At 44.1% G+C, this 14,386-nt stretch carries 10 protein-coding genes and 1 tRNA gene; 3 read left to right on the top strand and 8 right to left on the bottom strand.

Features of this window, described 5'->3' with window-relative positions:
* The first annotated feature begins 60 nt into the window (after positions 1-60).
* A tRNA-Ile gene (locus ACP69U_RS00155) sits at positions 61-137 on the top strand.
* Positions 138-379: 242 nt separating this feature from the next.
* Here the strand turns inward: ACP69U_RS00155 and ACP69U_RS00150 are convergent.
* From ACP69U_RS00150 to ACP69U_RS00115, 8 genes are all read right to left on the bottom strand, one after another.
* Positions 380-2,062 carry an NAD-dependent malic enzyme gene (locus ACP69U_RS00150; protein ID WP_060491285.1) on the bottom strand — a complete coding sequence of 561 codons (1,683 nt, stop codon included), beginning with the start codon at positions 2,060-2,062 and terminating at the stop codon, positions 380-382.
* A gap of 465 nt (positions 2,063-2,527) precedes the next feature.
* A complete protein-coding gene (locus ACP69U_RS00145; protein ID WP_426137429.1) occupies positions 2,528-3,235 on the bottom strand; it encodes an ABC transporter ATP-binding protein in 708 nt (235 codons plus the stop codon).
* Positions 3,236-3,323: 88 nt separating this feature from the next.
* Positions 3,324-4,598: an ABC transporter permease gene (locus tag ACP69U_RS00140; protein WP_426137428.1), complete on the bottom strand. Its 1,275-nt coding sequence runs from the start codon at positions 4,596-4,598 to the stop codon at positions 3,324-3,326.
* Positions 4,595-5,836, bottom strand: a complete 1,242-nt coding sequence (locus ACP69U_RS00135) for an efflux RND transporter periplasmic adaptor subunit (RefSeq protein WP_426137427.1) — start codon at positions 5,834-5,836, stop codon at positions 4,595-4,597. Before ACP69U_RS00135 ends, ACP69U_RS00140 begins: the two co-directional genes overlap by 4 nt.
* Before the next feature lie 332 nt (positions 5,837-6,168).
* The gene (locus tag ACP69U_RS00130; RefSeq protein WP_426137426.1) at positions 6,169-7,026 is read right to left on the bottom strand and encodes an ABC transporter ATP-binding protein; all 858 of its coding nucleotides are present in this window, start codon (positions 7,024-7,026) and stop codon (positions 6,169-6,171) included.
* Between the two features lie 15 nt (positions 7,027-7,041).
* Entirely contained in the window at positions 7,042-8,028 is a 987-nt protein-coding gene (locus ACP69U_RS00125) for a FecCD family ABC transporter permease (protein WP_426137425.1), read from the bottom strand.
* 47 nt (positions 8,029-8,075) lie between these two features.
* Positions 8,076-8,933: a heme/hemin ABC transporter substrate-binding protein gene (locus ACP69U_RS00120; protein ID WP_426137424.1), complete on the bottom strand. Its 858-nt coding sequence runs from the start codon at positions 8,931-8,933 to the stop codon at positions 8,076-8,078.
* Positions 8,934-9,083: 150 nt separating this feature from the next.
* Entirely contained in the window at positions 9,084-10,217 is a 1,134-nt protein-coding gene (locus tag ACP69U_RS00115) for a ChuX/HutX family heme-like substrate-binding protein (RefSeq protein ID WP_426137423.1), read from the bottom strand.
* Between the two features lie 477 nt (positions 10,218-10,694).
* Between ACP69U_RS00115 and ACP69U_RS00110 the strand changes: the two genes are divergently transcribed.
* Together ACP69U_RS00110 and ACP69U_RS00105 are read left to right on the top strand one after the other, a co-directional pair.
* Complete coding sequence (locus ACP69U_RS00110) at positions 10,695-12,875, top strand: TonB-dependent receptor plug domain-containing protein (protein WP_426137422.1); 2,181 nt, start codon at positions 10,695-10,697, stop codon at positions 12,873-12,875.
* A gap of 102 nt (positions 12,876-12,977) precedes the next feature.
* Complete coding sequence (locus ACP69U_RS00105) at positions 12,978-14,243, top strand: HmuY family protein (protein ID WP_426137421.1); 1,266 nt, start codon at positions 12,978-12,980, stop codon at positions 14,241-14,243.
* Positions 14,244-14,386 lie beyond the last annotated feature (143 nt).

Below are 14,386 nucleotides of genomic sequence, written 5' to 3'. Positions count from 1 at the left end.
ACTACCTATCTTTTACTTGAAAAATTAAAAAATTCAGGTATCATTGTCCGTCTAGCGTTAGGGCCCATAGCTCAGTTGGTTAGAGCAGAGGACTCATAATCCTTTGGTCGTAGGTTCAAGTCCTACTGGGCCCACCAAATTCAAACCCTTACAGGCATTTGCTTGTAAGGGTTTTTTGTTGTCTAGAATTTAATAAAAAACAATCATTGAACTATGCTGAAAAACCGGTAAAAGTAAACTTGCTAAACTAATAGATTGGATAGCAGTAAAAAAGGTTGCCAACACTATATGTAATATAGCGTTAGCAACCTTTTTTCATTTAATATTTTACTTAGATAATGTGCCTAATATTAGAATTTGTTATATCTAATTTCTAACATTAGAAAGAAGTACGGCGATAATTACGATATTCAGGTAACCAAAAATTCGCTTTTAATCGACGTTGTAAATTCTCCGCTGTGATAGGTAGTGCTAGCTTATCTTGAGCCGCTTGCAATGCCACCGCATACGCTATTTTTTCACTGATCTCTCTGATAACTTTAATCGGCGGTAGGATGGCACCAGGTGCTTTTTCGTATTCCATTGATATATCTGCAAGGGCTTGGCTTGCCGCCATGAGCATATTATCGCTAATACCCGTCGCCCGTGCTGCTAAAACACCCAGACCAATACCGGGGAAAATATAGCTGTTATTACACTGAGAAACCTCGAAAGACTGACCTTCAAAAGTGGTATGAGGGAAAGGGCTACCTGTTGCAACAATTGCCTTACCCTTGCTCCAATTAGTCACTTCTTGCGGTGTTGCTTCCACACGAGACGTGGGGTTTGAAAGTGGTAATACAATAGGATGCTCAGTATTAACACACAAGGATTCGATCACCTCTTGGGTGAACAGACCTTTTTGTCCACTGACGCCGAATAATACGGTTATTTTTGCTTGTTTAACCACTTGCGCTAAACCGAGTTTCTTACTTTTATCCCAGCTTTCAATAGCGGATTCTTTTTGTACTAACGGTTCTTGGAATTTTTGTAGCTCCGTCATGTTATCAGTAAGTAGGCCATAGCGGTCAACCATAAATACTTGGCTGCGAGCCTGCGACTCCGTTAACCCTTCACGCTGCATTTGGCGAATAATATGTTCAGCAATACCGCAACCAGCAGACCCTGCGCCTAAAAATGCTATTTTTTGTTGGCTAAGCTTTTGACCTTTATTCAAGCACGCGGCAATCAAGGTACCGACTGAAACAGCAGCAGTGCCCTGAATGTCATCATTAAAACAGCATAATTGGTCACGATATTTATTCAATAATGGTGTCGCATTCTCTTGGGCAAAATCTTCAAACTGTAATAATGCCTCTGGCCAACGACGTTTAACGGCTTGAATGAATAAGTCGACAAACTCATTATACTCATCACCAGAAATGCGTGGGTTTCTCCAGCCCATGTACATAGGGTCATCAAGTAGCTGTTGATTATTGGTACCAACATCCAACAAAATTGGTAGGCAATAAGCTGGGCTAATACCACCACAAGCGGTGTACAAAGCCAATTTACCAATAGGAATACCCATACCACCAATGCCTTGATCCCCTAAGCCTAATATACGTTCGCCGTCAGTGACAACGATCACTTTGACGTTTTGCTTGGTGGCATTTTGCAGCATGTCATCAATTTTATGGCGCTCAGGATATGAGATAAACAAACCGCGTTTACGGCGATAAATTTGCGAGAATTTTTCACATGCTTGCCCCACGGTTGGGGTATAAATGAGCGGCATGACTTCCTCAATGTGCTGCTCAATTAGATGGTGAAATAAGGTTTCATTGGTATCTTGTATGTTACGCAAGTAAATATGCTTATCCATATCATTAGTGAATGAGCGTAGTTGATGATAAGCGCGTAGTGATTGCTCTTCAATTGTCTCAATGTTATGAGGTAATAGCCCAGTTAAATTAAAGCTATCACGCTCTTCTGATGAAAAAGCACTGCCTTTATTGAGTAAAGGAGTCTCTAAAAGAGCGGGCCCTGCAACGGGAATATATAAAGGACGCTTGTTTGACATAATGTAATCTTCTTATTAAAGGCATATGAGTGAAAGCCATACTGAGTGAAAGCTATGCTAGTGCTGCATTATACATAGCATCTACTGGTATTTAACAATAGATAACAAAATCATTTTGAATGAACATGGCTCTAAAGGTGATGACACGGATACATTGACCTAGAAATATAGATATATTTAGCTTTTACCTTAAATTTTTATAAAAAAGGGTTTGTGATTATCGGTTGTTTTGCATGAGATTTCATACAATCGAAGCCGCTACCTTTATTGATGTCACTATAGTCGATTCAATTTAAAAGTAGTACAAGGCAACCGAGTGTAGATGTATATTAAATACTTCAAGCGAGGCTAACGCTGTAATGCTTTTATAGTGGAATGACTATATTGACGGCGGTATTGATAGAAATCTTTGTTAAGCCGATAAGTAATCCACCAATATGACTTTTATTATCACTACGATATTTTTCAATTATTCAACGTATCACTATCAATACGACCATCAACCAAATTAATCGTGCGATCACAAGATGCTGACAAGCGTGGATCATGGGTAACCAACAATACCGCGCAATCACGTTCCTGATTGACTTTGCGGAACAGCTCAAACACTTCGCCAGCCGTCAAGGTATCCAGATTACCTGTAGGTTCATCAGCCAATAGCAATGCCGGTTCGGTTATCAAGGCACGTGCAATGGCAACACGCTGTTGCTGACCACCTGATAGCTCGTTAGGTTTACTGTCAGCGAAGCGCTCTAACCCAACCGCTGCCAGTAGCTCGCGCGCTTTTTGGATAGCAAGCTTATTTGGACGATCCCTTGTCAATGTTAGCGGCATTAAGATATTGTCTAATGCGCTAAACGCTTGAATCAGATGATGGAACTGAAAGACAAAGCCAATACTACTACCACGCAAAGCGGTGCGACCAGCATCATTCATAGCACTGGTTGCTTGACCCAACAGATATAGCTCACCGCTGGTCGGCTGATCTAGTAATCCTAGTACATTTAGTAGAGTGCTTTTACCTGAACCAGAAGGACCAATCAGGGCGGCAAAGTCGTTATTGCTGATGGTTAAGTCAATACCGTGCAGCACCTCAATCTCATTAGGTTGACCGATGTTATAAGACTTTTTTAGTGCCTCTAAACGCAGAACTTCGTGAGATTGACTGGACATAGGAGTTGACCTCTTATTAAAAGGATTGGCAGAAACATCTTTAAAGTCACTGTTAAATTCATTATTAAAAGTGTCGCTAGAATCATGATTAGACATAACGAATAGCCACCACTGGATCAAGTGCTGCTGCGCGCCGCGCTGGAATAGCAGCTGCTATCACACCAGTTAGCGTTGCTAACGACATAGTCACTAAGATCAGGTTTATCGATATGGGAATGGTAAATATGTCGGGCCCAAAAGTATTAAAAGACCAGACCAATACATAGCTAACACCACTACCGACAATCGAGCCTAGCAAGCCAAATATAGCCCCTTGAATTAAGAATATGCGTAGGATTTGCTGACGAGTTGCACCCATGGCTCGTAAGATACCAATCTCGCGCGTACGCTGAACCACACTGACTGACAGCACACTGGCAATGCCAAAAGCTACTGAGATCGCCACAAAAACAACAATCATATTGCTAGATAAACTTTGAGCCGTGAGACCACTCAGCAGTTGGGCGTTGGTTTGAATCCAGCTTTCTGCTTGCAATGAGGTCAAACGACCCACTTGTGCAGCGATTTCCTCCGCCTCAAAAATATCTTTAACCGTCAAATCAATGACTGTGATACCGCCCGGTAGGTTGAGTAATGACTGCGCTTGTTTTAGGTCTAGATAGACGTAGCGCGCATCAAGCTCTCGTACGCCGAGCTCAAATATACCAGCGATATTGATTACAGCGCTGTTGTTACTAAGGTTGCTACTAATGTTGTTACTCAGATTATTGCTGCTACTGCTGTCTTGACCCGTATCTAAACGTAATTTGCTGCCGACTTCTACACCCAAATCTTTAGCCAGTTCGCTACCAATCAATACATTATCTGCGCCCACTCGCAGCTCACCACTGATTAAGTATTCATCAAGTGGGATTATATTCTGATAACGCGCCAAGTCAGTACCTACTAGTATTACCGACTCTAATGCCTCACCACGCCGGACGAACCCAGGCCCAGACACGTTTGGCGATACGGCAGTTAACAAGGGCAGTTGATCTAGCGTATCAGTGATTTGCTGCCAATTATTAATAGAACGTAGCCGCTGTGGACGCTTGTCTTCTTGTATCAGTTGCAGCGTATCATCAGCATACGGCGCTATTAGGTTGACTTCATCTGGCGCTACTAAGCGAATATGTGCCTGACTGCCAAGGGTGCTGTCAATAAGGTTGGTCTGTAATCCTTGGATGAGTGCGGTGATAAATATAATAACGGCAACACCTATCGCCACTCCCAGAGTAATCATCAACGACTGTATGCGTCCCTCGCGCAAAAAACTGATGGCAATAGTGGCATCAATCCATAGTCTACCGAAAAAAGCCGTCAATTGACTTTCTCCGCTGCTTGGCTCTTATCACTTATAGTCTTCATCTTGTCAGCATCAGGAGAGGTAAAAGGTGCTGCTTGAAGCGCGGTTCTCACTCTTTTTCCATCAGCCAGTGAGACTGTCGCATCAACCAATATCTCATCACCTGCGCTCAGTCCTGAGAGCACCTCTGAAGCTGATAGCCCGCGCAATCCCAATCTTACTCGCTGGCGCTGGACTTGACCATCACGCAATAATAATACTTCAGCGCTGTCTTCTTTAACATTGGCTAGTGCATCATTCGGAATAACTAAGGCTTTTGCGCGTTGATCCGTTTCGATATTCACTGATACTGTCATGTCTTGACGCAAAAAATCAGGTACAGGATCGACGGACAATCTCACCTCTACCGTACCGCGTTGCGGATCTATACTTGGTGCAATGAAACTAATACGTACGGGGAACGGTTTATCTGGATAGGCATCGGCAATAGCGACTGATGGTTGCTGCAAAGCCAACCGAGATAAATTACGTTCATCAAGCGGTACTCTTATTTCAGTATTACCATCGAGGGCAATAGTGAACAAGCTCTGACCTGGCTGTACCAAATCGCCTACCTCGACATTACGGGTCAGAATAATGCCTGATACTTTGCTACGTACTTGCGCTTTATTGAGCTGAGCCTGCAATGCAGCGATACGAGCACGTAATAAATCTTCTTCAACACCACCAGAGGAGAGTGCATTCGCTCTCAGGCGTGCATTTTCAAGGTTATTGCGTGCTTGAGCTTGGGCTTGAATCGCCTGCTCCATTTCCTCATCAGAGATGGCCGAGATAGCAGCCAATTCGCGCCTACGCTCGACATTACGGTCAGCTTGCGCCAACGCTACTTCGGCATTGGTCAAGTCCACCACTGCTTGTGGACGAGTGCTACTAATCAATTCCGCCAGCTCGGCTTCTGCTTGACGCACTTGGGCTGCAACGTCATCGGAGCTTAGTACCAATAATAAATCTCCTGCAGCGACTTGTTCGCCTTCTGCTACCCGTCGCTCTAATACGACACCTGATATCTCGCTACCAATGTCAGTATTCGATACGGCAACGACCCGTCCAGTCGCTACGACCGTCTGCACCAAAGGCATCGAAGATATTCTATAGCTTGGTAATAGTGGTCCTTGCCACCAGCGAAAGGCAAAAAAGCCCGCAACAATGATGAGCAGTAGTGCGCTAACAATCAGTTTATAAGGAATAGCGCGCAATGAGTTTCTCCCGTTCAGAACAAGTACCTAGTGGTTTACAGTTTCTACTAAATCCGATCGTTATGCGAGTTTACTGCAAAATTTTTTAGGTTTAAAATCATTTATTAACTGAAAATCATCCTGTTAGTATGGTTATATTTTGCATGGTTATATTAAAAATATTTGATTCACTACAATAGTTAAGATGTGAAAAAACCCTTCATGCTATTATTTATATAGCATGAAGGGTTTTTTATTGCCGAATAAATCAGTGCGATAGATACAGACTAAAAAGCCAAGTTGATCATCAAATGCCTATCGTAAAGTCAAAATAATAACTCAAGTGCTCAGAATTATACAAACACTAAGCCATCTTCAGTTTGATGCACCTTAATATCGACATCATAAACATCGCTTAATTGTGAGCGTGTCATCACCTCACTAGGCGTTCCTTGTGCAACAACTTCTCCCCCATTTAATAATACCACTTCATCAGTATAGCGATGCGCATGGGTCAAATCATGCAACACAACCAAGATACTTTTGCGCTGCTGTCGTACCAAATTATGCAAGTAATTAAGTAAGAAACGCTGATGGCGAATATCAAGATGATTTGTCGGCTCATCAAACATCATGATTTTAGTGTCTTGCATCAGTGCCCTTACGATAGCCAAGCGCTGTTTTTCACCGCCTGATAAGGTTTGCACGCGGGCACTGACCAAACTTGATAACTCAAAATCTTGTAATAAACGTTGCGCGCGCTCAACATGATGGCTATTTGGGCGCTGATACCATGCAAGATTTGGCGAGACTCCTAACAGCGCATAATCCAATACCGTTAACGGCAGCTCAAAACGCTCATGTTGTCCAACCCAAGCGATATGACCATCATTCATGACCTCGTTGATCGGCTGACCGTAAATCGTAATGTGACCATCCGTTTTAAGCGCGGTTCCTGTGTGTTGACCTAAAACCGTATGCAGCAACGTACTTTTACCTGCGCCATTTGGTCCGATAAATGCGACCAGCTTTTGACTTGGTACTGTTAATTTGTCTATCTTTAACAATGTTTTATGACCGTGCGAGATATGAATATCTTGCATCGACAACAACTCGCCTGCATCACTACTCTTGATATCACTACTATTTATACGACTGTCTCGACTCGCTAATGATGTCTTTGATGTAGCCGTAAAATACGAATGAAACATAAACACTCTCTCCAATTAACGGCGGCTACTACGCACAAACAGCCAAATAAAGAATGGACCGCCAAGCAACGCTAAAACGATGCCAACGGGCACATCCACTGGATAAGCAACATGCCGCGCCGCGCCATCAATGACGAGTAATAATATCGCGCCAAGCCAGCCAGACCAAATCATGAGGCGCATACGTCCGCCACCAAACAGAATAGCCAGCAGGTTTGGCACCATCATGCCAATAAAACCAATGACGCCTGCTAAAGACACCGCTGCCCCTGTTAATAATGCCGAGGCAATCACGACCAAACAACGAACCACACCCACTTTGATACCCAAGGACTTAGCAGCGGCTTCACCAAGCATCAACCCGTCCAATTGGCGACCTAACGGTAATAAAATCGCTAAGCCTAAAACCATAGAAATAATCGAATAACGCAGCGGTACAAAGCCCGCTTCCGCCATACTACCTGACAGCCAATTGGTAGCGGAGCGCAGCACCATGTCATCAGACATGAATAAAATCAGGCTGACGACAGCGGCACAAAAAGCACTGATGACAAATCCCAATATCAGCAAGCCCATCTGCCCACCACCTAAAAACCGATGACAAGCGAGAATAAACAAGCACACCAGCACGCTTCCGGTAAACGCAGCAAGCGGTATCCCAATGCCACCAAATCCCAATGCCAGAACCAAAACAACACCAAGCGCCGCGCCACCTGACGTACCGATTAAACTTGGATCCGCTAAAGGATTTTCAAATAAAGCCTGTAATGCTGCACCACTAACTGACAATGCCATACCAACCAGTAATGCCGTCACCACACGCGGATAGCGTAGCTGCCAGATGGTGTCATCAAGATGATTGGGAATTGACCATTCGCCAAAGCCAATACCAAGCGCCAACCAAATTAGCAATACAGATGTGACAGCAGCAGCAATATAGTAGATGCTAGGTCTATGTTTTCTAGTTTGTGTAGGAATAGAAGCAGAAATCGTATTTGCCATGTGAGATGTCATTTTGTTGAATATGAGATAAAGTATGTTTGCTTAGGCTATTTTGCTACAGCGTTCAGCTTTTTTAAGACGTCAGGCGAATGCAAGCCATAACGCAGAAAGTCATCTGCTGGCCAAAAATGTACGCCGCCCTTCTTGCCTGCGTCACTTGCTGCAACCTCAGGACGTTTACTAAATTTACTGACCCCGCCAACCACTGCCTGATTATGATCGGCAATAATAATCACATCGGGCTTGGCGGCCAGCCAGCCTTCACGGGACATGGGTTTTAACCCCGATACGTTTGCAGCGTTAATCCCACCAGCTCGGCGAATCAACTCATCCCCTACCGTACCCTTACCTGCAACGATACGACCATCGTAACTTAATAAATAACGCTTACCCGTCTTTGCCATTGGACTCATCCCTGTATTCCAACGCTTCGCAAGCTGCGATCCTTCGGATTTTTTATCAACATAACTGCCGATAGATTTAATACTATTGGCAAAGGTGCTTACCTCTTCTTTAGGCGCGACATTGACGGCTTTAACTTTTAAGCCGTTTAAGCGCTGATAAATACTCGCAGGCTGCACCATATAACTGCCGAGCACTAAATCAGGCTTGACCGCCAACACTGACTCGGCAGTGATATTACGATGCATACCCACGGCTGGTACATTCTTTAACGCTGGATTATGATTGGTTGCATCTTTACCAACCAACTTATTGGTCGCTCCTAGTGCCACCACGACGTCTGCAACATCGGGGCTCATCGCGACAATACGATCATAAGCTTGGGCAGAAAGTGAGGGCACGGCAAATGCGCCAATAATGGCAGCAGTGCTGATAGCCCGACTCATCAATTTTTTATTTATAACCGCATGGGTTATTACTGTTTTTGATAATGCAGAAGACATAAGCATTCCTAATTTGCTAACGTAAAAAATGACACTATTAACAGAACCATTAACGTGTATTAAGCATCCCAAATAACTCACACAACAGCTATGACTTATCCGTTATGTGAGTGTCAATATCGCAAAATTTGCTGATTTTTTATGACGGGTTTACACGCTCTCTTCTTCAGCCATAACCACTGGTGCTAAGGCTTCTGCATATGGATGCGCTTCGATGACCTTTGATACAATTTGCTGCCATGCTTCAAGCTCAGGCGTGCCTTCAATACGCTGACCGAACACACTAAAGATACTGACGCCATGATCATCAAAACCTTCGATACAAGTCACGATACCGTCTTTGGTTGGGCGCTTAACGCTCCACACTTGCGCCAATGCTTTGTCTTTTAAATGCAGCGTAAAGTCATTATGGTCTTTATCTAAAATATTAAACCAATCGCCCATACGTTTGAGCGTCTGCACGGTGCCAGTCTGAATCTGCACCAGACCTCTATTACCAACAAATATCATAATCGGACATTTGGCATCACGCGCTTGCTCGAAAACCGCTTCGACCGCGCTAATATCAAGCTGCTGCGTCATCTGCTCTGGTGCTTGACAGTAGCTACTAGCACGATCTATATCGAGGTTTTTTAATAATGAATGAAACTGATGCACGTCTGTCATTGCTTGCCAGCCTTGTTGTAACTGCGTACGCCTCTCTTCACTTAATGCCTTGTAACGCCAGTCATTTAGCGGTTCTTGTGCTTCTAACGTCAGCGTCTCATTATTCACCGTTTGCTGCTGCTCCTGAATCATCGCTTGCCAGCGCGCAATAGTCTCAGCGCTTAACTCTCGTAGATAGACTTTATCAATCGCACCGCCTTGCGCGTTATAAAACTGAATACTATAAGAGGGCTTATCGGCGCGGCTGGTATCCGTTACCGCCAGCATATGCTGCCATTGCCACATAAAGAATCGCAAATCTAGACCACCAACATTGAGTGCCAATCCCATCTTTTCGCCAAGCTTAAGATTATGATACGGCGCCGTTTTTTCATGCACGGCCAGCTCGTTTCTGACGATGCTTTCCATGTCACCAAAGTTCTCAAATTGCTTTAATACAGTTTTGCACTGATCACCCATATACTGGCTATAGGGTGATGCCAACATCAGCTCAAATTCGCTGACACCTAATGCAGCTGCTCCTTCTGTGGGAAATAGCATCGGTGTTTTTGCTTTTAATGCTTGGTACTGTTGCCACAGCTCAGTATTTTTTTTGGTTAACGATAACGGTTGACTCATGATGGTCTCCATAAAATGAATAGCAGTAAAAAAGCCAACAATCTTGGCTATATAGTATTGAGATATGAATATCTTCAGAAAATAGCAGCGACGATGATGATTGATGTTTGATAAAACCAATGCCTGCTGTACTACAGTGCTTGCAAGGATGCAGCAAGAGTGTATTTACCAAGCAGACTTTTGGCAATTATCGCTGCTAGTTCATCATTTATAATTTTGTCTCTAGGCTTCGGGCGAAATCATTATGGCAACATTTTTTCACTTTGTAAATAATAATAATTATCATTTACATCTTGATAATTATTATCGTTTGAAATACTATGTCTGGGCTTTGTTACTTAATCTAGTGAATCAAGTAACCAAACCTTTAATAATTAATACTATGAAAAGGTCGCTTTAGATCGCTCTTTTTGTAGCAAAAGGTCTTTAAGCAGCGCGACTTTCTTACTTTCTCTTTTTACGATGGCTGTTTTATTTATGTCAATTTTAGCGTTTGATTTATCGTTGACTCATACGGGACTAAACACCCATCCCTCACTGCTGCGTCGTAGCCCATTAGCCATAAGTGTGGCATTACCATTGTTTGCATTCACGTCAGTTTCAGTCCAAGCAGCGCCAATTTTCGCAGAGACGAATGGTGATATGACTAACGATACAGCCATGCCGAGCACACGTTTAGACCCTATCGTGGTAACGGCGACTCGCTCTGAGCGCGCTTTAAGTGATTCGCCAGTTGCCCTGCAAGTACTTAGCCGCCAGCAGCTCGATGACAACCATGCACATACTTTAAAAGAAGCGCTGGCCTTGTTGCCCAATGTCTACTTACGTGAAGTCCACGGCAAGACAGGTTACGAAGTCAGCATGCAAGGCTTCACAGGTGATCAAGTATTGGTGTTGATTGACGGTTTACCGATTACAGCAAGCACTGGCTCGACAGTAAACTTGAACCAATATATGAATATGGATATCGAACAGATAGAGGTGATGCAAGGAGCGGCATCAGCGCAGTTTGGTAGCGCGGCGATGGGCGGCGTCATTAATATCATCACCAAACCCATTGGCGCGGCAACAGGACATATCACCACCGAGATTGCCAGCAATGGGCAGCAAAATCCATCTGGTAAAAAGCTAGATGCCAATAAGCGCTATGTAGAAGCCAGCGTGGAAGGGGCGTTAGATAAAAACCAGCGCTTTCACGCGCGTCTATCAGGCTCGTATCTGGACAATGATGGCTTAAGCTTAGATCATGAAGCGTGGCCCAAATTAAAAGATGCCAGCGAGCAATCACAAGTCAGTGCCCGCCTCAGCTACCGCCCTGACGGTAACGACACATCAGGTAATAACAATGACCAAAACGATAGCCGACTGGTCAAAAATTCTCAATATTGGCTAGAAGCCAGTCACTATAAAGAAGACGATATTAGTCGCTTTAATTACTATGTCGCGCCGCGCTATTTGGCACAGCAAAGAGATGAGCAAATCACCAAGCAGCGCTTTAGTATCGGGGCGCGCGCTGATATCGCGCCGCATGTCGATGATCGCAGCAGGACTTATCGATTGTCCGCTCAAGCGCTGCATGAGGAATATCAAAGCGAATCCAATACTAAAACACAGCAAGCCATCACTAGTGCCCGTGATACAGAGATTAGTACGACGTTGGCGCAAGCCCAGCTCGACTTACCTGAGCTATTGCTATCCGATAAGCACCTTCATCTTATCCAAGTCGGCGGTCAGGTTCAGCAAGACAAGTTAAGCCAAACGAAAAACCAAGTCAGCGAGCTTATCAGCGATGACGTCAGCCGTGATGTCGGTGAGCTGTATCTACAAGATGATTGGCTGATCGGCGATAACTGGGAAGTATTGAGCGGTATTCGCTATCAAAACGATGAAGACTTTGGTGGTCATACGGCGCCAAAAATATCACTTAAATACAACCATTTGGATACCAGCGGTCGTGACCATGTCTTTCGTAGCAGTATTGGCGGTGGTTATCGCGTGCCCAATCTAAAAGAACGCTACTACGTCTTTGACCATAGCAATTTAGGTTATAAAGTCATGGGCAATCCTGACTTGCAGCCTGAAACCTCAACCAGTTACCAGATCGGCTATCAAGGTCAACTGAGCGACACCATGAATTTGACGGTTAATGGTTTTTATAACGAGATAGATGACCTGATCCAAACCGATGAAGACAACGCTACCTTCGACGGTAACATCGCCATTTATAAATATATGAACGTCGATAGTGCCAAAACTTATGGTGGCGATATTGGTATTGACTGGCAAGTGGATGAGCGCGCCAAACTACAAGCCAGCTATGCTTATTTAAAAACGCATAACAATGTGACGGATACCGAGCTGACTTATAAACCCAATCACAAAGCGATGCTGGCACTAAATTATCAGCTTAATGACAAATTACAGCTAATCCCGCGCCTCAATTATGAATCCAAACAGCTGATTAGTACCAGCGAGCAAGCATATTCACCGTCTTGGTGGACGCTCGATAGCAAACTCAATTATGACGCCACTGCAAACTTGAGCTTGTATGCAGCGATTAATAATATCTTTGATGTGCAGCGTGATGTTACCGATACCAGTGACTATCGTCCCATTGATAATCGCGAGTGGTTACTTGGCGCCAGCTACCATTGGTAAGCCTTTAATTCACAATCATTCTAAAGCAAGTGTATTTGTACCGCTATTTTTACCCTTATTTTGTACCCTCTATCTGAAACCACAACCTTCAAGGAAGCTGATATGACCCCCATTCTCCCAGCAGTTCACACCAAGCCGACCAAATTGGCATTACTGTTTAGTAGCAGTATTTTAGCACTCAGCATGACTGGCTGCGGTGGCGGCGGTGATGGCACCAGTAGTGACAGTAACGGTAATGGCGGCACTACCCCGCCTGTGAGCAGTGCCAGCTTTAGCGAAACGGCCACTTGGCAAGTCACCAATCTAGCGCCCAACACTGCGACCTGTTATGACTTTGATGCCAAAGCTGAAAGCTCGTGTGCTGAAGATAAATGGGATATCAAGTTTGATAATCAAGCGCGTTCGGTCAAGCTTTGGTCAAATAGCGGTGATTCTGGCGCAGGTAAAGGCGGCGTTTTTGGTTTAATCGATTGGTCAGATCTGAGTCGTTATAGCAATGCAACTCAAGATCCTGATACCAGTCGTGATATTACCATGCACTATAATGAAGACCGTAGTGGCGGTATTTTTGATGCACAGCCTTGGTTTGAATACAATTTAAAAGACAACCATCAGCTCTACCCGAACAATCGTGTCTATCTTGTCACCACAGATAATAGCAGTACCATGACAGACAGCAGCGTCCAGCAGCCTATTTATGCTATGCAGATTACCAACTACTATAATAATGCTGGAACCTCGGGCTACCCTACTCTGCGCTGGATTGATACGGCGCTACCGAACAAGGTGCAGACGAAAACCATCGATGCCTCAAACAATGATAACTGGGTCTATTTTGATCTAACCACAGGACAAAGTAGCACCGATAAAAACAGTACTTGGCAGATTGGTTTTAAGCGTAATAGCGTCATTTTAAATGGTGGAGATTCTGCAATTGGCACTAATAAAGGCAAAGTTGGTGGCTTCTTATCAAAAACACCAATAGGGTATTATGATGATAAAGGTGAGCCCATTATCAGCAAGTTTATGACCGATGGTAGTGCAGCGACTTTAACCGACCTTACCAACACCGCTGTGTACGATAAACCGATGAGTGCCAGAAGCTGGGTCATTGATAGTAAAGACTCGGATCTCAATCCTGCTTATACGGGTAATTTCCCGAACCTAGACTTTGGCTGGTATACCTACAATGGCATGACCCATCAACTAAATGCCAAAGCGGTTGACAGCGCTCAAGGCGCGCTCATTAGATCCGCTGAAGGCAATAGCTATGCCCGCGTGCGTTTGGATAAAATCAATTACCCTGATAGCTCAGCGACGACTGCGACCTCATGGGAATTTAAAATAGACATTCAGCCTGCTCCTTAACACTCTACTGTTCGACTTTAGCTCGCCCAACCTATTTTTGTAAGCTATCAAACCTTGCAAAAATAGGTTGGGCGATAACGTTTATACACGGTTTAAGAGTCACCACTGCCAAGCATTACAAGAAAGCTATTAGTCATTCGATA

Source organism: Psychrobacter sp. TWR1-1-1, from assembly GCF_049895865.1.
In the GTDB taxonomy this organism is placed as follows: domain Bacteria; phylum Pseudomonadota; class Gammaproteobacteria; order Pseudomonadales; family Moraxellaceae; genus Psychrobacter; species Psychrobacter immobilis_A.
This window is presented reverse-complemented; position numbering and strand designations above follow the sequence as displayed.